The organism is Curvibacter sp. GW821-FHT01G03 (assembly GCF_059422285.1).
The window spans coordinates 19050-38922 of the sequence record NZ_JBWKWP010000016.1; the positions used below are offsets into that span (position 1 = coordinate 19050).

General features: G+C 66.5%; 18 protein-coding genes. 10 read left to right on the forward strand and 8 right to left on the reverse strand.

Annotation, left to right across the window (positions count from 1 at the left end; all coding sequences use genetic code 11):
- Position 1 precedes the first annotated feature (1 nt).
- The 6 genes from AC07VS_RS21490 to AC07VS_RS21515 all read right to left on the reverse strand — a co-directional run bounded on the left by AC07VS_RS21490 (position 2) and on the right by AC07VS_RS21515 (position 6571).
- Complete coding sequence (locus AC07VS_RS21490; protein WP_494751941.1) at positions 2-778, reverse strand: siderophore-interacting protein; 777 nt, start codon at positions 776-778, stop codon at positions 2-4.
- A 138-nt stretch (positions 779-916) separates the two neighbouring features.
- Positions 917-1540 (reverse strand): tetratricopeptide repeat protein, encoded by a 624-nt coding sequence (locus tag AC07VS_RS21495; protein ID WP_494751942.1) that lies wholly within the window; start codon positions 1538-1540, stop codon positions 917-919.
- A 262-nt stretch (positions 1541-1802) separates the two neighbouring features.
- Positions 1803-2390, reverse strand: coding sequence for a DUF3237 domain-containing protein (locus AC07VS_RS21500; protein WP_494751943.1), 588 nt, complete (start codon positions 2388-2390; stop codon positions 1803-1805).
- 12 nt (positions 2391-2402) lie between these two features.
- On the reverse strand, positions 2403-4166 hold the full coding sequence (locus AC07VS_RS21505; protein WP_494752008.1) for a tannase/feruloyl esterase family alpha/beta hydrolase: 1764 nt from the start codon (positions 4164-4166) through the stop codon (positions 2403-2405).
- Between the two features lie 748 nt (positions 4167-4914).
- Positions 4915-5685 (reverse strand): hypothetical protein, encoded by a 771-nt coding sequence (locus AC07VS_RS21510; RefSeq protein ID WP_494751944.1) that lies wholly within the window; start codon positions 5683-5685, stop codon positions 4915-4917.
- Between the two features lie 58 nt (positions 5686-5743).
- A complete protein-coding gene (locus AC07VS_RS21515; RefSeq protein ID WP_492346036.1) occupies positions 5744-6571 on the reverse strand; it encodes an IclR family transcriptional regulator in 828 nt (275 codons plus the stop codon).
- 162 nt (positions 6572-6733) lie between these two features.
- Here AC07VS_RS21515 and AC07VS_RS21520 point away from each other — a divergent pair, with 162 nt between their 5' ends.
- Genes AC07VS_RS21520 through AC07VS_RS21535 form a run of 4 tightly spaced genes read left to right on the forward strand, consistent with a single transcriptional unit; the run spans position 6734 to position 10275 of the window.
- Positions 6734-7498 (forward strand): ABC transporter substrate-binding protein, encoded by a 765-nt coding sequence (locus AC07VS_RS21520; protein WP_492346035.1) that lies wholly within the window; start codon positions 6734-6736, stop codon positions 7496-7498.
- Between the two features lie 31 nt (positions 7499-7529).
- Complete coding sequence (gene ehuD / locus AC07VS_RS21525; protein ID WP_494751945.1) at positions 7530-8201, forward strand: ectoine/hydroxyectoine ABC transporter permease subunit EhuD; 672 nt, start codon at positions 7530-7532, stop codon at positions 8199-8201.
- Positions 8198-8956, forward strand: coding sequence for an amino acid ABC transporter ATP-binding protein (locus tag AC07VS_RS21530; RefSeq protein ID WP_492346033.1), 759 nt, complete (start codon positions 8198-8200; stop codon positions 8954-8956). Before ehuD ends, AC07VS_RS21530 begins: the two co-directional genes overlap by 4 nt.
- Positions 8953-10275, forward strand: coding sequence for an NAD(P)/FAD-dependent oxidoreductase (locus AC07VS_RS21535; RefSeq protein ID WP_494751946.1), 1323 nt, complete (start codon positions 8953-8955; stop codon positions 10273-10275). Before AC07VS_RS21530 ends, AC07VS_RS21535 begins: the two co-directional genes overlap by 4 nt.
- A gap of 12 nt (positions 10276-10287) precedes the next feature.
- Here AC07VS_RS21535 and AC07VS_RS21540 read toward each other — a convergent pair whose 3' ends face one another.
- Positions 10288-10749, reverse strand: coding sequence for a cupin domain-containing protein (locus tag AC07VS_RS21540; protein ID WP_492346031.1), 462 nt, complete (start codon positions 10747-10749; stop codon positions 10288-10290).
- Positions 10750-10823: 74 nt separating this feature from the next.
- Positions 10824-11771 carry a LysR family transcriptional regulator gene (locus AC07VS_RS21545; RefSeq protein WP_492346030.1) on the reverse strand — a complete coding sequence of 316 codons (948 nt, stop codon included), beginning with the start codon at positions 11769-11771 and terminating at the stop codon, positions 10824-10826.
- A gap of 199 nt (positions 11772-11970) precedes the next feature.
- Between AC07VS_RS21545 and AC07VS_RS21550 the strand changes: the two genes are divergently transcribed.
- From AC07VS_RS21550 to AC07VS_RS21575, 6 genes are all read left to right on the forward strand, one after another.
- Entirely contained in the window at positions 11971-13041 is a 1071-nt protein-coding gene (locus AC07VS_RS21550) for an asparaginase (protein ID WP_492346169.1), read from the forward strand.
- A 205-nt stretch (positions 13042-13246) separates the two neighbouring features.
- Entirely contained in the window at positions 13247-14560 is a 1314-nt protein-coding gene (locus AC07VS_RS21555; RefSeq protein ID WP_494751947.1) for an NAD(P)/FAD-dependent oxidoreductase, read from the forward strand.
- A 132-nt stretch (positions 14561-14692) separates the two neighbouring features.
- Positions 14693-15088, forward strand: a complete 396-nt coding sequence (locus AC07VS_RS21560; RefSeq protein WP_494751948.1) for a DUF2946 domain-containing protein — start codon at positions 14693-14695, stop codon at positions 15086-15088.
- Between the two features lie 283 nt (positions 15089-15371).
- Positions 15372-16316, forward strand: coding sequence for an MbnP family copper-binding protein (locus tag AC07VS_RS21565; protein ID WP_494751949.1), 945 nt, complete (start codon positions 15372-15374; stop codon positions 16314-16316).
- Between the two features lie 3 nt (positions 16317-16319).
- Positions 16320-17588 carry an MbnH family di-heme enzyme gene (locus tag AC07VS_RS21570; protein ID WP_494751950.1) on the forward strand — a complete coding sequence of 423 codons (1269 nt, stop codon included), beginning with the start codon at positions 16320-16322 and terminating at the stop codon, positions 17586-17588.
- Positions 17585-19867: a TonB-dependent receptor plug domain-containing protein gene (locus AC07VS_RS21575; RefSeq protein WP_494657096.1), complete on the forward strand. Its 2283-nt coding sequence runs from the start codon at positions 17585-17587 to the stop codon at positions 19865-19867. Before AC07VS_RS21570 ends, AC07VS_RS21575 begins: the two co-directional genes overlap by 4 nt.
- Positions 19868-19873 lie beyond the last annotated feature (6 nt).

Here is a 19873-nt window from a genome sequence, read left to right on the forward strand (position 1 = left end):
CTCAGTCCAAGCCGGTCTTGCCGGCTGCCCAATAGGCCTTGCTCAACAAGCGATGGCGGGGCACGCCTTGCGCCCGCAGGGCCGGCAGCAGGCTCTGGATGGTGCGTGCCCGCCCGGTCAGGACGTAGCGCGAAGCCGCGTCGGCGCCGGCCAGCACCAGCGCTGACAGGGCGGGTAGGTGGGCGTCGTCGCTTTGGCGGGCCACCAGTTCGGCCTGCAACTGCCAGGTCTGCAGCAGGGCGTGGATGCGCTCGGGCTGGTCGACCTCCAGGACGATGCGGGCCGGCCGCCATGCGGCTGCCAGGCTGATGCTGCTCTCATCCCCGACCAGCACGCCGGTGGCGGCAGGCCAGGCCGACAGGTCCAGCGACCGGCGCGGCCCCATCAAGGCCACGGCCTGCCCCACCCGGGCGTGGCGCACCCATTCGCTGCCCGGGCCGTGTGCCAAGGCGTGGGCCACAAAGCGGGTCTCGCCGGTCTCCGGATTCCAGTCGATGGGGGTGTAGGTGCGATTCGTCATGCCGGGGCCTACCTTGATCTGCAGTTTGTCCCCAGGCGACCAGGTCAGCCCCTTCAGTGCCTGTCCCTGCACAGAAATCATGAACAGGCCCGGCGCCAATGCCTGGTGCGCGGTGATGACCGCTTGGCGGAAGAACAGCCGTGTCAGAAGCCGGGGCAGGGCTCGGTCCAGGCCGCCAGAATCCGGGACGGGACCTTGCGACGCGAGGTCGTTGAGCCACATCTCCTGAGGGGGTAGAGGCATTGGGTCATCGCGCATGGTGTCACTCCTTTGTTTGTTGGGGGGGGGTGAATCTGAGGCTGTTGGTGTTGACAAGGCGTGCTGCGATGTCCGGCCTGAAGCAAGCACTGAAGTCGGCATGGGGGCTGCGCGGGTGGAAGGGCGGCGCTGGAAGGTTCAGTGCGTCTGCTGGATCCTGGCCAGCAGGGCCCTGGCGTCTTGACGGAGGCCTGCTTCGGTCAGCGGTCGGCCCGGGCGATCCGGTGCGGCCAGGGCTTTCTCGAGGTAGGGCCGGGCCTGGTCTGGCAGGCGGGATTCGACCAGGTACTCGGCATAGAAGTAGTTCGGGTCCAGGCCCTGCGGATCAAGTCGCAGAGCCCGGGTCAACAGCGCGCGCGCCTGGGCTTTGTCGCCGAAGCTCAGCGGCCAGCCCGGTGCTTTGTAGTAAAGCACCCCGAGGCCGGTGTAGGCCGTCCCCTCCAGCGCCTGGTCATTGATTCGCAAGGCCTGCTCGAACCGGCTGCGCGCCTGCTTGAGCAGCGGCAGGGCGCTCAGGCCGCCCCTTTCCTGGGCCAGCGAGCCAAGCACGATCCCCTCCCAGATCAGGGGTTCGGCTCGGCCTTCGTAAGTCTCGCTGACCACGTGGGCCTTGGTGGCCAGGCCTTCGAACCACTTTTCACGCTCACTGGCGGCCTTCTGGTAGCGGATGGCTTCCCAGTCTCGCTGCAGCCGGGCGACGGCCGCCTCGACCGGCGGCATTGGCGAGCCCTGGGCCCAGGATGGGCCGAGGCATGCACCCATGAGCATGATCAACAGCGCTCTGCGGCCCCGTGACAAGCTTTGCCGGGCACCTCCGGCGGGCGTTGTCGCGACCCGCTGGCGGGTGGCGGGGAGGGGCCAGGGCAAGAGGGGGCGGACAGCCTTCATGGTCTGAACCTCCGTGCTTCAGGTCCAGGCCCGCTCCTCAAAAGGACTTGAGGACGAAAAACAGGCCTGGAGATGACGCATGGTCATCCGGCCTGACTTACTGCAGAGTTACCCGCTTCTGTGATGCTGCGCGGCTTCAGATCAGGCGGAACACCCGGATCACCACAGCCGCGCGCTCCGGGCGCAGGCTGTCGAGCGTGCCCACGTGCACATGGTCGTTCAGCCAGCCATAACGGCCCTCGGGGGCCACGATCTCCAGGGTTGAGAACGCGTAGCGGGCGCCCCCGTCCTTGGGCGGCCGCACCAGCACCTTGTTGCGCACCGAGATGATCACGCCGTCATGCGTCTGCAACTCGTACACGGCGTCCAGCGAGCGGGCACCATCGCGTCGGATCAGTTGGCGGTCGGCCCCACCCGGTAGCACCTTGCCCTTCAGACCCGGGCCTTCAAACGTGCCGCCGGCAATCGGCACCATGCGACGCTCGCCCCAGGGTGACTGGCCCAGGTCCAGCGTGGGCTCCAGATCGCAGACCGCTTCGTAGACGAATTCGGTGCGTGGCAAGGCCATGGGTACCCGGTCGGTGGTGGCGGTGCTGGGCCCCGGTGCGGCCCGGGCGGGCGTGGCCATCAGGCCGGTACCGGCCAGCAGGCCGGCCCCCAGCCAACGGCGTCGTGGCATCGAAGGCGTGCCCTTCTGGCCGGTTTCAGAGACATCTGCCGTCATGACGGTTGCTCCTCATCGGCAGCTGAAGCTGGCGGCCGACTCCACATTGCCCGAACCGTTGTAACGGGCCACCTTCGGGTAGGGGCACAGTGGGCGGGTACGGTTGGGTGACCAACTGGTGGGCACGTCGGCGTTGGTTGAGGCAATCGAGCCACCAACGCCCCGAGCGGAGGCCAGCACGCTGTCCGGGGCTTTGCCGTACTCCACCCAGTTCACGATGGCGTCCACCATGTCGTAGTTGTCGGTGGCGGGCCCGCCTCGCGAGTGGCCCATGCCCGGAACAACGAACAGCCGTGCCGCCACCTGGGCCTTGTCATTCCAGGCGGCCTGGAAGTTGCTGTACCAATTGATCGTGTCCTGGACCGAGAACACCGGGTCGGCCGAGCCTTGCACCAGAATCATCTTGCCCCCGTTGCCAACCATCTTGCTCATCAGCAGGTCAGGTGGGGTCATGAAGGCCATGGCCGACTGGGTGTAGGTGGCGTTGGTGGCGAAGATCTTCGGCGCATCGGTGTCGAAATTGAAGCCGAGCACGAAGTTCAGGATGCTTGGGTCGATGCCGGTCATCACGGTGGGCAAGGTGGGTGGGGTCGTGAACACAAAGCCCACCGACAGCGGATCGCGTGGTCCGGTGGCGTTGGCGGTCTTCCAGGTGAACCAGCCTGAGGAGGAGCTGTTGTAGATGCCGGCATCCCAGAGGAACTGGGTGTAGAGCAACTGGCCGGCCGAGTTCTTGGCCCCCGCGTGCATGTTGGCCAATACCGTTTTCTGGCCTGCGCTCAGGCAGGTGCCATCGGGCGTGCCGGTGCAGGTGGACACATCGGTACTGATGTTGAAGGCTGTCTGACAGGCCTGGATGTCGTTGACCGACTGATCGGCCACGCCATCGAGGCTGTCGCACTTGGCAATGATGGCGTTGGAGACCAGTTTCAGGTCGCGGCTGACGTTGAAGCTGGTCGACACATCGGGCAGGCCAGCCTTGGCGCCGCTGCTGAACTTGCTGGAGATGGTGGCCAGCTGGTTGGCGCCCCAGAGCTGGGCCACAGCCGCCTTGGGCAGGTTGAAACCCGGCGAGCCGGCCACAAAGCCGTCGAACTGGTCGCCAAAGCGCGAGGCCGCCACCATGGCGTGGCGCCCCCCGTTCGATGTCCCCACGATGTAGGAGCGGTCAGGCTGCTTGCCGAAGTATTGCTTGATCAAGGTCTTGGCCATCGGGGTCAGGCTGCCTACTGCGTTGTAGCCGTAATCCAGGCGCGCTTGCGGGTCGATGCCGAACACGCCCCCATTGATGTTGGCGTTCACCGTGGTGTCGGGCTGGTGGCCTGCATCGGTGCTCAGGGTGGCAAAGCCTTTGGTCAGTCCCGTGGAGGCTTGCCCGCCGCCGAGGATGTCGCCCACGGCCGCCACCACCGAGCCATCCAGACCGCCGTTGGGCTGGTAGAAAAAGCGGCCGTTCCATTGGGTGGGCAGACGCATCTCGAAGCCGATGCCATAGGGGCGTCCATCCAGGGCACCCGTGCGGGGGTTCAGGGTGCCCACCACGTCGCAGTACTCGGGGTTGGTGATGGTCACGCCGCTGCTGCCAGCCGCCTCATTGGAGCCGGCTGCCACCAGCTTGACGGATGTGACGGTCAGGTTGCTGTACGAAAAAGTGGCCGCGCTGCAACTGGCGGCCGGAATGGCACCGACCGCCGCCCTGGGCCCGGAGTCACCGCCGCCGCAGGCGGAGAGCGAGAAAGCGAGGCACGCCATGCCGAGCGAACTCAGTCGGTACATGGCGGTGGGCGCTGAAAACGGGCGGGTCAAAGGCGTTGGCTTCGTGAACATGGCGTTGCAGAGGGTGTGGTGAGTTTGAGATTGAAGATAACGTTGTCATTTTCAATATGCTTACATTAATGAACTAATTTGATCGATGAAACCGTATAAACCCTGGGGCATGGCTTGGGCTTCCCATGGCAGAGATGATCTCGCTATGGCGCATTTGACGCATTTGACGCATTTGACGCATTTGGCGCCTGTGCATGGATGGGGCGTCGTTTGATGACACTGATGAACTTGGCGACGGCTCATTCGCCAGCAGGTATGTACTTATATTTTTGAAATTTCAAAGCGGCGGGCCTGAGCGGTCAAAAGAATGTGGCGGGCCGCGCAGCAGTCTTTTTGGAATCGGATGCAAGGCGCGGTGCGCTGTCGATAGCATGGCTATCGACAAGCGCCGCAATGCCGCAGACCGCCTGAAAAGGCCACGGCCCGAAGGGTTGGCGCGAAATCGGGCACGAACCCGGATGTGTGGCGCCCCGCCCGCTTGCATGGGCACAAGCCCATGCAGCGCATCCGGGCCACCCACTCATCCCGATTGCGCTCCAACGCGGCCCGTGCGAGATCGTCAACAGGCGCTCACTGATGGCGGCATGGTGCATCACCAGCAGCAGGGTGCACAGCCCGCGCAGCGTGGCCAGTCTGGCCAGTCCGGCCTGTCCGGCCTATTGCGGGCTGGCAGGGCGGGGCGGCGGCTGCATGGTGTTCAGCCCGCGTTGGCGGGGCTCGCAGGCAGCAGGGCCTTGGCCGCCTCGATGCGCAAGGCCAGGGGCACGCCGGGGTCGTCCATCACGGCACGCAAGAAGGCCTGCGGGCTCAAGCCGGGCCCAGGGCCGGCGCTGGTGTGGGGGGCGGCTGGCGGGCCCATCGCCGCAGGCGCCGCCATTTGGGTGTTGTGGGCTTGGGGCGCTGGGGCGGGTTGCAAGCGCTCCCAGGCCTGCAGCATGTCGCCGGGGCGCATGCTGGTCAGCCGGGCCAGCAGATCGGCCTGGGCCTCGGGGCCGGGGGGCAGGTCGATGGCGGGTTCGTCGGCAAACACGGCGGCCAGGTCAGGCGCCACAAAGGCCGACCACAGCCCGGTGTCGGGCCGCAGCGCTGGCACCTGGGGCACGCCCTGGCCAGGCTGGGGCAGCAGCCGCAGGCGCCGCGCCGGCACACCGGGCAGGTAGCGCGCGCAAAGGGCCTGCAAAAAGGCCTGGGCTTGGGCCAGTGGCATCGCTTGGGCCCACGAAAACCACAGCTGGTAGCCGTCCAGCCCATTCACGGCGATGGCCGGCGCCGGCAGGCCCAGGTCGGCCTGCACCCCTTGCCAGAGGGCCGACAGCGCCGGCCAGTCGGCCGGGCGGGCCAGTTCGAGCACGGCGCCTCGCAACGCACCGTCGGGGCCGGTCAGTGCCAACTCGGCCACATCGCCTTCAGGCGGCGGGGCGCCCGTGGGGAGGTACAGGCGGCACAGCTCGGATTGCAGTCGGTTCATGGGGGTCGGGCCAGGGGGGCGATGTGGGTGGCGGAACTCTAACCCAGCCCGAGCGCCATCAGCCCATGGTGCGCACCGAACTGCTCACCGCCCTGGCGCACTGCAGCAGCGGTGGGGCCAACCTGCGCTCGGCCTCCTCCAGGGTCCATCGGCTGGTGGGGGCCACCACGTGGATGGCGCCCAGCGGGCGGCCACTGGCGCCAAGTACGGGTGCGGCCAGTGTCATGTCGCCCAGAAAGAGCTCCTCGCGGTTGATGGCGTAACCGCGCTGGCGCGTCTGGCGCAGTGCCTCCAGGATGGCCTCCACGGTCGTCAGGGTGTGCTGTGTATGGGCCACCCGGTGTGCCGCCTCAATCAGGGCCTGGGCTTCGGCCTCGGGCAGTGCACTCAGGTAGGCCCGGCCTGAGCCGGTGCAGTACATGGGGATGCGGCTGCCGATGGGCATGTGCACCGGCACGAACTGGGCGCTCACAAAGCGGGCCACATAGACCATTTCGTCACCATCGCCCTCGGTCAGGCACGAGGTTTCGGTCGTGACGTTCGACAACTCGGACAGGAAGGGGTTGGCAATCTCGATCATCGGATTGGCCGACAGGTAGTTGAATCCGATCTCCATCACCCGCGGAGCGAGTTGGTAGCGCCGGGTCTGCGGGTGTTTGCGCAGGTAACCCAACTGTTCCAGCGTATAGACCATGCGTTGGGCCGAGCTTTTGTTGATCCCCACTGCTTCGCCCACCTCGGCGATCGTCATGGTGCGGCGCTGGCCATTGAAGGCGCGCAGCACGCCCAGTCCTTTCTCAAGCGACTGGTTGAACAGCAAGCTGTTGCCGCCGGCCGCCGGCGCGTCGGCAGCACCTGTCTTCAGGGTGTCTTGGGTGGGGATCATGTCGGTCTTAAAAATCGATATTCGATTCTATATCGTCGAATAGTGGTTTGTATTAATTGCAATAAGAGTTTTATAAATCGATTATTGGCATGTTCGTTGCATCAAGCGATGCAACTTCACCCATTCATCCACCCTCTGGCCTTGCCTGTATAGGAGCTTTCCATGTCACTTGCCTCATCCCTTCGCCGTGCCGCCCTGATCTTGTGCGCGGCCTGTGTCACTTCGGGTGCATGGGCCCAGGGCGGTGCGTCCAGCTACAACGTGGGGGCTACGGCCACGGGCATCCCTTTCACCTTCCTGGACGTCAAGAGCAACTCCATCCAGGGCATGATGGTGGACACCGTCACGGCGGTGGGCAAGGCCGGTGGATTCAGTGTCAATGTGCAGCAGACCGTTTTTTCGGCCCTGATTCCGTCGCTCACCTCGAGCAAGATCGACATCATCTCGGCCGCGATGCTCAAGACGGCGGCGCGCCAGCAGGTGGTCGACTTCAGTGACCCGGTCTATTCCTATGGCGAGGGGCTGCTGGTCAAGGCCGACGATGCCAAGCCCTACACCACGCTCGATGAGCTCAAGGGCGAAGTCGTTGGGGCCCAGGTGGGTACGGTGTTCCTCGACATGCTCAACAAGAAGGGCATTTTCAAGGAGGTGCGCAGCTACGACTCGGTGGCCGACCTGGCGCGTGATCTGGCCCTCGGTCGCATCAAGGCCGCATTGGCTGATCAGCCCATCATGGCTTATCAGATCCGCCAGAACACCTTCCAGGGGGTGCGCCTCGTCGACAGCTACAAACCGCTCAACGTGGGCGATGTTTGCCTGGTGGTGCGCAAGGGTGACACCGAGACCCTGACGCGCCTCAACAAGGCGATTGCTGCGATCAAGGCGGACGGAACCCTGGCCAAGATCGTGCAGAAGTGGGGCATCTGAGGCCCGCGCGCCCCAGGTCTGAGAGCGCTTCATGATTGCGTCCCAGTTCATCGACCATGCGCGTGAGTTCCTGCCCATCCTGCTGCAGGGGGCGGTGGTCACCGTCGAGGTCACGCTGTTGTCCTTTGTCTTCAGCACCGTGCTCGGCCTGGTGCTGGCATGGGTCCGACTGTCCCCGGTGCGGGCCCTGGCCTGGGCCGGGGGCGCGTTGATCAACCTGATCCGCGGCCTGCCCATCATCGTGCAGTTGTTCTACATCTATTTTGTGTTGCCCGACGTCGGCATCCAGCTCACGGCTTTCCAGGCTGGCGTGATCGGCCTGGGCATCGCCTATTCGCCCTACCAGGCCGAGAACTTCCGGGCCGGCATCGAGGCGGTCGACCCGGGCCAGCGCGAGGCTGCCTTGGCCATGGGCATGGGGCCGGTGTTGATCATGCGCCGGGTGATCCTGCCCCAGGCCTTCCGCATCGCGCTGCCGCCCTATGGCAACACGCTGGTGATGATGCTCAAGGATTCGTCGCTGGTGTCCACCATCACCGTGGCAGAGATGACCCGGGCCGGGCAACTGATTGCCTCGTCCACCTTCCAGAACATGACGGTCTACACCCTGGTGGCCTTGCTTTACCTGGTGTTGAGCCTGCCTCTCGTGGCGGGCCTGAAGAAACTTGAACGCCACTTTGGCAAGGGGACCCGCAGGCCATGATCGAAATTCGCGATTTGCACAAACGCTACGGAGCACACGAAGTGCTCAAGGGCGTCAGCCTGAACGTGGAAGCCGGCCAGGTGGTGTGCCTGATCGGGCCGTCCGGCTCAGGCAAATCCACGGTGCTGCGCTGCATCAACGGGCTGGAAACCTACGAGGGCGGTGAAATCCGCGCCTTTGGCCAGCCCGTGGATGTGCGCAGTGCATCGATCCGGCAACTGCGCTGTCGCATGGGCATGGTGTTCCAGCGCTTCAACCTGTTTGCCCACCGCAGCGTGCTGGACAACGTGATGGAAGGCCCGGTGCATGTGCAGGGCCAGGCCCGCGGTCCGGCAAGGGCCCTGGCCCTGGATCTGCTCGACAAGGTGGGCCTGGTGGACAAGGCTCAGGCCTACCCGGCCCAGCTTTCGGGCGGTCAGCAGCAGCGGGTGGCGATTGCCCGCGCGCTGGCCATGAAACCCGAGGCCATGTTGTTCGACGAGCCCACATCGGCACTGGACCCTGAGTTGGTGGGCGATGTGCTGGAGGTGATGCGTGCCCTGGCCCGCGAAGGCATGACCATGATCGTGGTCACCCACGAAATGGGTTTTGCCCGCGAGGTGGCCGACCGGGTCTGTTTTCTGCACAGCGGCACCATTGTCGAAGAGGGCAGCTCCGACCAGGTGCTGGGGGCACCGCGCCACGCGCGCACGCAGGATTTCCTGCGGCGGGTGCTGCATCAGCCGGCCCAGGCGGTATTGGAGCGCACGCCATGAGCCTGCCCTATTCCGAAGCCATGCCCCCTTCGCTGTGGGCGGCCACAGCGCTGCCCGCCACCGCCACGCCGGCGCTGTCCGAATCGACCCGCACCGATGTGCTGGTGATCGGCGCGGGCTACACGGGTCTGTCCACTGCCTTGCACCTGGCCCAGGCGGGCACCCGCGTGACCGTGCTGGAGGCCCGTGAGCCGGGCTGGGGGGCCTCAGGGCGCAATGGTGGGCAGGTCAACCCCACCCTCAAGCACGATCCCGACGATCTCAGGGCCCTGCTGGGCCCTGAGCGTGCCGAGGCCTTGATCGAGGTGGTGTCCGGGTCGGCCGACCTGGTGTTCGAACTGATCCGCCGCCATGGCATCGCCTGCGATCCGGTGCGAGCCGGTTGGCTGCAGCTTTCCTACGACGAGAAGCTGTTGGCGAGTCTGCAGGCGCGTTCGCGCCAATGGGCGGCCCGAGGCGTGGCAGTCGAGTGGCTTGACCGCGCAGCGGTGATGCGCCGCGTGGGCACGGAGGCTTTCGCCGGCGGCTGGCTCGATGGCCGTGCTGGTGGGGTACAACCGCTGTCCTATGCCCGGGGCCTGTTGCAAGCCGCTCAGAGGCAAGGTGTTCAAGTGCACGGGCACAGCCCGGTGACAGCCTTGCAGCGGGTGGGCCGGCAGTGGCTTGCCACTTGCCGAGGCGGCGCCACGGTGCGGGCCGACCGCGTGGTGATTGCCACCAATGGCTACACCGACGGTCTGTGGTCTGGCTTGCGTCAGACGGTGCTGGCCGCCAACAGCTTCATGGTGGCGACGCGCCCGCTGCAGGGCGAGCAGTCAGCGGCCATCCTGCCGGCGGGTGAGACCGCTTCCACCTCGCAACGGCTGTTGCTGTATTTCCGCAAAGACGCCCAGGGACGGCTGCTGATGGGGGGGCGCGGCCATTTCAGCGACCCGGTCGGCGCTCAGGATTTTGCCCACCTCGAACGCTCGCTGGCCTTGCTGTTTCCAGGCTTGGGGCCCTTGCAGTATGAATACCGCTGGGCCGGTCGCATCGCCATCACGCGCGACTTCATGCCCCACGTGCACGAGCCTGCTCCCGGCGTCACCATGGCGCTGGGTTGCAATGGGCGTGGCATTGCGTTGTGTACCAGCCTGGGCCAGCAGATTGCCCAGCGCCTGACGGCCGGCGAGCTTGCAGGAGGGCCGCCTTTTCCGTACCCCATCACCCGCATGCGTCGCATCCCCTTGCACGGCCTGCAGCGCTTCTACATCGCCGCGGGTGTGGCCTGGTATTCATGGCTCGATCGGCTGGAGTCAAGCAAGAGCCGATCCTGCTGAGGCCTTACCGCCTCATTCCAACAGCACCGTGTCCCCGTTGGCCTGTGGCGGGACCTTGATGGCGATCGCCTTGAAGCGCCCGCTGCTGGGCACGGTGCCGGCATGGGCGGTGCCCTTGGGGATGACCAACAGCATGCCGGGCTTGATGTCCACCAGCCGGTCGCCCAGCCAGGCAGTGCCCGTGCCCTCGACGATGTACTGGATCTCATCCGATTTGGCGTGGTAGTGCTTGGCCACATTGCCGGTCTGCACGGCCAGGGTGGCCTGGTCGGTCACCACCAGGGTCTTGCTGCGCAAGTCGGGGTTGGGGGTGGCGGACAGGTCAGCATCGGTGAGTGCTGCAATGTCGATGGCGACCGGCGCCAGGGGAACCGCCTGGGCGTGCGCATCGCGCAGCAGGTCGGTGGCCCACGGCCCGGCCAGCAGGCCGGCGGCAAAGGCCAGAGCGATGGGGGCGGCAGTCTTGAGTCGCATGGGTCAGGTCTCCGGTTGGGGTGTGGATTGCGAGCCAGGCCGCAACGCGGCCCGGGGCGCGGAAACAGTGTGCCTCAGGAACCGCCCGCCCGCTGCGGCGCCAGGGCGCCGACCGCGGGGGCCGACAGCGTTTGCTGCAGCAATCCGGGCAGCATGGCGAGCAGGCGTTGCACGGCCTGGCCCGGTGGGTGATTCGGGCTGTGGTAGCTGTACAGCGACATGGGCGGGAGTTCGTGCAATTCGATGGCCACCATGGTCCGCGGGTCCAGGTGCTGGGCGGTCAGAAAGTCCACCACAGTCCAGCCCATGCCGCGGCGCACCAGCTCCAGTGCCAGCTGCGATGTCTGCACTTGAATGCCGCCGCCAGCCTCCGGCACACCCAGGCGTTGAGCCAGTTCGTCAATCGCCTGCCGCATCGGGTCGTTGCCCACCAGGCGGATCACCGGCACCTGGGCCAGCCGCCCGTAGGCCAGCGGGGGGCTGCCGCGCAGCGACCAGGTCCACAGCTCGCGTGTGACCGCCAGGAACAGGCGCCCGCTCACCAGCAGATCGCTTTGCAACTGCGGGTGCGGGTGCGGGTAGAAGCCCAGGCAGAAATCCACGCTGTGCGTCAGCAATGCCGGCGCCATCTGATCCTGGTTCAGGGTGCGCACCTCGATGCCCACCTGGGGGTGCCGGCCTGCATGGGCCTGCAGCAGGCTGGGCAGAAAGTTGTGGCTGATCGAGGGAATGGCCGCCAGGCGGATCTGCCCGCCCTCGCCGCGGGCCAGGTTGCGCGCAGTCTGGCGCAGGCCCTCCAGTTGGCGGTGGATGCCGGCCGATTCGGCGGCCAGCACCTGGGCCTCGGGGGTGGGCGTCAGCCCTGCCGGGCTGCGCGTGAACAGGGCATAACCCAGTTGCAGCTCGGTGTGGGCCACCGCCTTGCTGACGGCCGAGGGCGTGACGCACAGCAGGCGTGCGGCGGCGCTCATGCTGCCGGTCTGCAGCACGGCCTGGAAGACTTCGAGTTGCCTCAGGTTCATGGGGGCCCAGCGATGAATCAGGGTTAATGCGGATATGAGCGGATTTCACACCCTGCGGTCGATTATTCCGCATTGGCGGCCTGGTGGCGCCCCTAGCATCAGCCATCCCGCGGCGACCCTGCGGGATGAGTTCAAGGCCCCACCCGAGGGCTGCGTGCTCCCCCTCAAGACCCGAATTCAGGAGTTTTCCTTCATGCTGATGTCCACCCGTCAATCGCTGAAACAATGGCTGGCCGCCGTCGCGCTGAGCGCCCTGTCTGCCGCCGCACTGGCCCAGGCGGCCAAGCCGCACGTGGTGGTGCTGGCCACCGGCGGCACCATCGCTGGTGCTGGCGCCTCGGCCGCCAACAGCGCCACCTACGCCGCGGCCAAGGTGCCGGTCGACAAGCTGCTGGCGGGCCTGCCCGAACTGGCCAACGTGGCGCAGGTCACCGGCGAGCAGGTCTTCCAGATCGCTTCCGAGAGCTTCACCAACGAGCACCTGCTGACCCTGGCGCGCCGGGTCTCGGCCCTGAGCAAGCAGGCCGATGTGGACGGCATCGTCATCACCCATGGCACCGACACGCTCGAAGAAACCGCCTACTTCCTGAACCTGGTGGTGCACACCGCCAAGCCCATCGTGGTGGTGGGCTCGATGCGCCCCGGCACCGCCCTGTCGGCCGACGGCACGCTGAACCTGTACGACGCGGTCAGCGTGGCCGCCAGCAAGGACGCCGGCGGCAAGGGCGTGCTGGTCACCATGAACGACGAGATCCAGAGCGGTCGCGACGTCAGCAAGACCATCAACATCAAGACCGAGGCCTTCAAGAGCCAATGGGGGCCCCTGGGCATGGTCGTGGAAGGCCGCAACTACTGGTTCCGTGCACCGGTCAAGCGCCACACCAATGCGTCCGAGTTCAACATCGATGACATCAAGACCCTGCCCGCCGTGGACATCGTTTATGGCTACGGCAACATGAACACCACCGGCATCGACGCTTACGGCAAGGCCGGCGTCAAGGCCCTGATCCACGCCGGCACCGGCAATGGCTCGGTGGCTGCCCAGGCCGTGGCGGCTTTGCAGGGCCTGCGCGCCCAGGGCGTGCAGATCATCCGCTCGGCCCGTGTGCCTGACGGTTTTGTGCTGCGCAACGCCGAGCAACCCGACGACAAGTACGACTGGGTCGTGGCGCACGACCTGCGCCCGCAAAAGGCCCGCATCCTGGCCATGGTTGCTCTGACCAAGACCAACGACAGCAAGGAACTGCAACGCATCTTCTGGGAATACTGATCCGTCGAACCCCGATCGATCCAGCGATCACCTGAGGCGCCTCGGGGCGGGACACCCCCGCCAGGCCCTGACGTGAACCGACGCCCGCCCCGGCCACAAGCCCGGGCGGGCTTTTTGCTTGCAGGCCAGGGCATCCGAGCGGCCGCATCAGCCGCATCAGATCGGTGCCACCATGACACTGACTGCGCCATCGAAGGGCAACCCCGTGAACACCCCACTGAACACCGCTGATCCATCCGCCGCTCGCCGCCATGTGGCCATCATCGGCACAGGCGCCGTCGGTTGCGCCACCGCCATCGAGGCACTGCGCCTGGGATTGCGTGTGACGATGGTCGAGCCCGAGGTGGCTGGCGGCCAGCACGCCACCAGCTACGGCAACGCAGGCTGGCTGTCATCGCATTCGGTGATCCCACCGGCGTTGCCGGGCGCCTGGCGCCGCGTGCCCGGCTGGCTGGCCGACCCCCTGGGCCCCTTGGCGGTGCGTTGGCGCTACCTGCCCCAGGCGCTGCCCTGGTTGCTGCGTTACCTGGCCGCGGGCTGGACCGAGGCGCGGGTGCAGCGCACGGCCCACGCGCTGCGGGCCTTGTTGGTCGACGCCCCGGCGCTCCACCAGCGCTTGGCCCGCGAGGCCGGTGTGCTCCAACTGATCGAGCAGCAGGGCCTGCTGCATGTGTATGGCTCGCGCGAAGCGTTCGAGGGCGAGGCGCTGGCCTGGCGGGTAAGGGCACGCACCGGCGTGCAGTGGGTCGAGTGGGACGAAGCCACCCTGCGCGAGCGCGAGCCCGATCTGGATCCCCGCTACCGCTTTGCGGTTCATGTGCCCGAGGCGGGGCAGTGTCGCGATCCGGGCGGCTATGTGGCCGCCCTGGCTCGCCACGCCCAGTCGCTGGGCGCCGTGTCGTGGCAGGCCCGCGCCACTGGCTTCCGCCTGGAGGGCGGGCACTTGCGTTCGGTTGTGACAGAGCGCGGTGAGTTGCCGTGCGACGCGGCAGTCATCTGCGCCGGTGCCCGTTCGGGTGCGCTGGCTGCAGCGGCCGCCACACCGGTGCCGCTGGAATCCGAGCGCGGCTACCACGTGCAGATCGCGCAAGCCACCCGTGGTCCCCGTTTACCCATGATGGCCGCCGACGGCAAGCTCATTGTCCACTGGATGGCGGGCGGCCTGCGCGCCGCCGGCCAGGTTGAAATCGCGGGGCTGCACGCTACCCCGGACTGGCGCCGTGCCGACATCCTTTACCAGCACCTGTGCAGCATGTTCGAAGGCATGGGCCCCCACCTTGAGACCGACGTCGTTCAACGCTGGCTTGGGCACCGCCCCAGCCTGCCCGATGGCCTGCCCTGCATCGGCCCTTCGCGTGCTTCGCCCGATGTGGTGCTGGCCTTTGGCCATGGTCACGTGGGCCTGGGCGCTTCAGCACGCACGGGGCAGTGGGCGGCCGCACTGGCGGCGGGTCAATCGGTGCAGCAGGATCTTTCGGCATTCAGCCCCTCGCGCTTCGGTCCTCAGGCGCAGCGTTGACGGGCCCGACCGCGGGCCGACGTGGCCTTCGAGGCGGGGCGCGTGGCCGGCTTGCTCTGTGAAGTTTCATTGATCTGATGTCAGTTTTTTGTGAACCCATGGCGGCATAATCTTCGGCTGTCCATGCGCCACTTGAGCAACTCTTTCCGCAGTGTCTCCGGCCGCCGGCTTGCCAGCTGGTGGATGGTGGCGGCCATGGTGCTGGCCTCGCTCATGCCCACGGTGTCGCGGGCACTGGCGGCGCAGCAGCCCTCGGCCCTGATCTGGGCTGATGTGTGCTCGGCCAGCCAGCCCGCCAGCCCATCGCTGGCCAAGGCAGCGCTGGCGGATCTGTCCGACACCGCTGCCGTCAGCATCGATGACTGCGCCTACTGCGTGCTCATGCTCGATCGCCTGGGCCCGCCGCCCAGCCTGGCGCTGCCGGTGCTGGCGCCCGAGCAGCCCAGGTGGCGGCTGCCGACCCCATCGGTTCCCGATCTGCGCCCTGACCTGCGTCTGGCGCATCCGCGCGCCCCGCCTCTGGCCTGAGGCCTCTGTTCAAGCTGCGCTTTTTCGCTTTGTACCGGCTGGTATGAGCGCGTGCAGCCACGCCCGGCCTCTCTTCCACACCCAGTTGCGCCATGGCGTGCCGCGGGGCCCTTGTGCCTCGTGCACCCGGAGTGAACACGATCCTGACCATCCCCTCTGGGTTGGCTGTGCCGTGTCGCTTCAATTCCACTTCTGATCGCCTGCCAGACCTGTGCCCGGTGCACGGGGTGCTGGTGGCCGGTCGCACCTTTTTCAATTCAGTCATTCGATGCAGGAGCTATTCATGGCTGGCATTTCTACGACCCGGTTTTTCAAATCCTCTCTCGGCGCGGGCAGTTGTGCCCTGGCGCTGTCGGTACTTCTGAGTGCCTGTGGCGGCGGCGGCGACAGCGGCAACGGCTGGTCGGTTGATTCAAGTGGCGCAGTCAAGCTGCAGTTCGCGGCCTATGCCGGCAGCGCCCCGATCCAGTGCGGCACCGCTGTGCCGGCGCTGGGCAGCAAGAGCAGCGCTGCCCAGATCCAGGACCTGCGCTTTTACATCTCGAACGTCAAATTGCTGAAGGCCGATGGCAGCACGGTGGCGCTGACCCTCTCGACCACCGACAACAACAACTACCAGGGCACCGACAGCGTGAGCCTGATCACCTTGTCTCAGACCGGTGTGGGCAGTTGTACGGCGGGCGCCTCGATGAACAAGCTGATCCAGGGGACGGTGCCGGCCGGGCAGTACGTGGGGGTCAGCATGACCTTGGGCGTGCCGTTCTCGCTCAATCACCTCAATTCGACCGACCCGGCCACACCGGCGGTCTTGCGTTCCGACGTGAACCCTGGCATGTCCTGGAACTGGCGCGGTGGCCGCAAGTTCACCAAAGTGGAGCTGCAAAGCGCTGATGCTGGCAACCCCATCACCTTGCTGCACCTGGGTTCCACCGGCTGCGTCGGCGATCCGGCCAATGGGGTGGCCATCAGCGGCTGCACTGCGCCGAACCGCGTGCCGCTGACCTTTTCGAGCTTCAACCCCAACACCCAGGCGATTGCGCTGGACGTGAAGACCTTGTTCGCCAGCGCCGATTTCAGTGCGGCCAACAGCTGCATGTCCAGCCCCACCGACGCCAAGTGCGTGGGGCCCTTCGGCGTGCTGGCCTTGAACTTCAACAGCGACGGTACGGGCACAGGGCAAGCGATCTCAGGCCAGACCCAGGGCGCCTTCAAGGCTGTGGGCTTGTGATCCATGGGCACCCCTCTGCTTGATATCTGGGGTGCCCGGTGGCCAGGGGTCTTTCTGGGGGTGGGTCTGTTGGTGGTGGCCTCGTGCGCCAGCCAACAGGCCCTCGCCTCCAAAGACAGCCCCCGGGCTGCCGGTGCCGCTGCCTCCAACACCCTTGCGGCGTCCCTTGGCGGCGCTGCCGCGGGATCTTCTGACTGGCGTTGGCAGTTGCCCGCTGATGTGCCGCCGCCGCGCGTGCCAGCCGACAACCCCATGTCACCCGCCAAGGTCGAACTGGGGCGCTTTCTGTTTTATGACAAGCGCCTGTCGGGCAATGGCACACAGTCTTGCGGCTCGTGCCACTTTCAACGGCTGGCCTTCACCGATGGCCGTGCCCACGGGCTGGGCTCTACCGGGGAGGCCCATCCGCGCAGCCCGATGTCGCTGGCCAATGTGGCGTTCAATGCCACCTACACCTGGGCCAACCCGGCGCTGATCACGCTGGAGCGCCAGATGACCAATCCCGTCTTTGGCGAGACACCGGTCGAAATGGGGGTGAACGACAACAACGTGCAGCAGGTGCTGCAACGCCTGCAGGCCGTGCCTGGCTACCCGCGGCGCTTTGCCGCGGCCTTCCCGGAAGACCCGCAAGCGACCATCAGCTGGGACCATGTGATCAAGGCGGTCTCGGCCTTTGAGCGTTCGCTGCTCAGCTTCGACAGCAAGTACGACCGGGTGAAGCAAGGCAAAGCCCGCTTCAGCGCCCCTGAGGCGCGCGGCCTGAAGGTGTTCCGCCAGGCCGAGTGCATCCAATGCCATCGGGAGCCGAACTTCAGCAACCAGTTCCTGACGGTGGCCACCCGCGAGGTCGATGTGAGCTTCTACAACAAGGGCTTGTACAACCTGGATGGGCGCGGTGCCTACCCGGCGGCCAGCCCAGGCCTGATCGAGATCACGGGCAAGGCGGCCGACATGGGGCACTACCGTGCACCCACGCTGCGCAACATCGAGGTCACTGCGCCCTACATGCATGACGGCTCGGTGGCCACGCTGGCAGAGGTGGTGGCCCTGTACGCCGATGGTGGGCGCTTCGTGGCCCAAGACCCTGACGCGGGCGACGGGCGAGCCAGCCCGCTCAAGAGCCCTCTGATCCACCCGCGGGCCCTGAGTCGCCAGGACCAGGTTGACCTGCTGGCTTTTCTCAAGACCTTGACGGACCACCGATTCCTGCACAACCCGCGCCACGCCGATCCGTTCCGGGGCTCTGGCAAGACCCCAAGGAAAACGCCATGAAACGACACCCGACCCGCCACTTGGGCGTGATCGCCCTGTTGGCCAGTTCAGCCAGTGGCCTGCTGATGGCTCAGACCCCTGTCACCGGGGATTCAAACATCGAAGGCAAGACGCCCGTGCCAGTCGCGGGCACCCTCACCGCCGTCACCGTGACCGACACCGCACCCGGCAACGAGAGCCGCAGCCTGCCGGGGCGCCTGCGCCTTGAAGGCGCGGCCCTGACCCCGCGCCGCCTGGGCAGCAGCGATGCCGCCGAGTTGCTGGACGGGCTGCCCGGGCTCAGCCTGTATGGTGCGGGCGGCGTGTCGTCGCTGCCCGTCATCCATGGCCTGGCGGACGAACGCCTGCGCATCCAGGTGGACGGCATGGACCTGATGGCGGCCTGCCCCAACCACATGAACTCGCCGCTGTCCTACATCGATGCCTCGAACGTGGCTCGGGTGCGCGTGTTTGCCGGCATCACGCCGGTCAGCGTGGGGGGCGACAGCCTGGGCGGCAGCATCCAGGTCGAGTCGGCGGCACCGAAGTTCGCGGCGGTCGGTCAAGGCCTGCTGACAGAAGGGCATGTCGGTTCGTTCTACCGAAGCAATGGCCGTGGCCGAGGCGCCGATGCCGCGCTGGTGGTGGCCAATGAGGGCCTGAGCCTGAGCTATACCGGCTCCAGCGCCCAATCAGACAACTACCGCGCTGCAGCCGCGTTCAAGTCGGCTGCGGCCACCTCGGGCGGCGCGCTGGCGGGCGACGAGGTGGGCTCATCCGGCTTCCGCGCGCGCAACCAGAGCCTGGCCCTGGCGCTGCGGCACGACACGCATTGGTTGCAGCTCAGTGCCAGCCAGCAGGACATCCCCTTTGAGGGCTACCCCAACCAGCGCATGGACATGACGGGCAACCGCAACACCCAGCTCAATGCCCGTTACCAGGGGCAATATGAATGGGGCGAGTTGTTGGCCCAGGCCTACAGCCAGCGCACCCACCACCGCATGGACATGGGGGCCGATCGGGACAGTTATGGCACCGGCATGCCGATGAGCACCGAGGCCCGCACCCTGGGGGCCTTGCTCAAGGCCAACATCAACTGGACGCAGCAAGACCTGCTGCGCCTGGGCCTGGAGGCCCAGCACTACAGTCTGAATGACTGGTGGCCTCCGGTGGGCGGCACCATGGGTCCGAACGCGTTCTGGAACCTGAACTATGGACGGCGCCAACGCCACGACGCCTTTGCCGAGTGGGAGGCCCAATGGCAGCCGCAGTGGAGCAGCTTGCTGGGCCTGCGCCTGAGCTCGGTCAGCTCGGACGCAGCGCCGGTCCAGGGTTACAACAACAACCTGGCCAGCCTGTGGGGCAACGATGCTGCCAGCTTCAATGCCCAAGGGCACCGTCGCTCCGATCTGAACTGGGACCTGACCGCCCTGGTGCGTCACACGCCTGTCGCCGGCCAGACCTACGAACTGGGTTATGCCCGCAAATCACGCGCACCCAGCCTGTACCAGCGCTACCCCTGGTCCACCCAGGCCATGGCCGCCTTGATGAACAACTTTGCCGGCGACGGCAACGGCTACATCGGCAACCAGAACCTGCGCCCCGAGGTGGCCCACACCCTCAGCGCTACGGCCGACTGGCAGGCCGTGCCGCCCCCCGGTGCCGCCCCGGGCAGCCAGCCCGACTGGCAGGTGCGCGGCACGGTCTACCTGACGCAGATCGAGAACTACATCGACGCCCAGCGTTGCGCCATGGGCCAGTGCGCTGCCGCCAATCAGACCGACACGCAAAGCTTCGTGCTCTTGCAATACCAAAACCAGCAGGCCCGGCTACAGGGGCTGGACCTGTCCGGGCAGGCGGTGCTGGGGCGCAGTGCCCGCCTGGGCACGCTGCAGACCCGTGCCGTGCTCAACTGGGTGCAGGGCACGAACCGGGTCACGGGCGACGGCCTTTACAACCAGATGCCGCTGAACCTGCGCTGGTCACTGGAGCAGCAGCGGGGCGCCTGGACCCAAAGCCTGGAGTGGCTGGCCGTCAGTGCCAAGACCCGGGTCTCGCAGGTGCGCAACGAGATGCCGACCCCAGGGTATGCCTTGCTGAACTGGCGCGCCAGCTACCAGTTCCAGAAGGCCCGTTTCGACCTGGGTGTCGACAACCTGTTCAACCGCTTCTACAGCGCACCCCTGGGCGGGGCCTACCTGGGTCAGGGCTCATCGATGGCCATCAACGGCATCGCATGGGGCGTGCCCGTGCCCGGCAAGGGCCGCTCGATCCAACTGGCCCTGCGCCTTGATTTCTGAGGACTC